1 protein-coding gene is annotated in these 1,217 nt (G+C 73.1%); it reads right to left on the bottom strand.

What is annotated here, in order from left to right:
* Nucleotides 1-73: 73 nt before the first annotated feature.
* Complete coding sequence (gene raiA / locus GTW08_RS06165; RefSeq protein WP_073576336.1) at nucleotides 74-733, bottom strand: ribosome hibernation-promoting factor, HPF/YfiA family; 660 nt, start codon at nucleotides 731-733, stop codon at nucleotides 74-76.
* Between the last annotated feature and the right edge of the window lie 484 nt (nucleotides 734-1,217).

The following is a 1,217-nucleotide window of genomic DNA, read 5'->3' as shown; positions in this document are numbered from 1 at the left end:
CGCCGTGGCAGGTCCGCGCCGCGGCGGGGACAGCTCACCCCGTCGCGGCGCGGCCACCGCCGGTCGTGTGCCGTCAGCCGTCGAGCCGGATCACGCCGTAGTCGTAGCCGCGGCGGCGGTAGACGACCGAGGCGCGACCGGTGTCACTGCAGGAGAATAGGTAGAAGTCGTGACCGACGAGCTCCATGCGCGAGAGCGCCTCGTCGACGGTCATCGGGGTGGCCGGGTGGGTCTTCTCGCGCACGATCCGACCGGGCCGGTACTCGGCCTCCCACTGCTCCTCCAGCCGGAGCAGCTCGTCGTCGGTCAGGGACTCGTCGTGGCTGCGCGGTGCCGGGATGGTGTCGGTGACGGGAGGGGCCGCTTCCATCAGCGCGACGGCCGAGGCGTCGGCGGCGGCGCGGGAGGCGGCCACGCGGTCGCGGCGGCTGGGCTTGCGGCGGTCGTGGGAGCGGCGCAGCCGTTCGGCGAGCTTGCCGACGGCCATGTCGAGCGCGGCGTAGAAGTCGGCGGCGGAGGCCTCGGCGCGGGCGACGGCTCCGCAGCCGCCGCGCCCGGTGATCTCGACGCGCTGGCAGGACTTCTGCTGACGGCGGTTCGGCTCGTGGAAGAGCTCCACCTCCATTCCGACGATCTTGTGGTCGTGGCGCTCCAGGCGGCTGAGCTTGTCCTGAACCAGGCCACGGAAGTGCTCCGGCACCTCGACGTTCCGGCCGGTGACGACGATCTCCACTCGAACATCCCTCGCTTCAGTCGTGCTGAACCCGGGACCCGACGACGGCCCCGGGGGGTGGGCTCGCGGTCGTTCCTCCTGATGTGGTAGCGGTCGGAGTTCAGCGGACGTTATCGGGAAATCCGCCTCCGGGACAGGTCGTTCGCCGACCCGTCGGGTGGACACCCTGGTGCCTTCGGACGCGGTGTGCGACGACCCTGTGGCACCCGGGTGACCCGCCGCGCGCGGAGCGGCGCGCTCACCTCCGGATCGCGCTTCCGGCGACCACTGTGGATGGCGGACCGGAGATCGGCAGACCGCCGTCTATGTGACCGCCGTCACAATCGACCGTCCGGTCGGCGGCGGCGGGCCGAGGCGTCGGCGAGCACCACCGCGCCCACGGCGGGCAGTCCGGACGCGGCGAGCACCGCCCCGCAGGCCCGCAGGGTCGCCCCGGAGGTCACGACGTCGTCGACCAGCAGCACCGCCTCCCCCCGGGCCGCAG

The sequence above is a fragment of the Pseudonocardia sp. SID8383 genome (assembly GCF_009864975.1).
Taxonomy (GTDB): Bacteria; Actinomycetota; Actinomycetes; order Mycobacteriales; family Pseudonocardiaceae; genus Pseudonocardia; species Pseudonocardia alni.
Note: the sequence above shows the minus strand (reverse complement) of the source record. Positions and strands in the feature narration are given on the sequence as shown.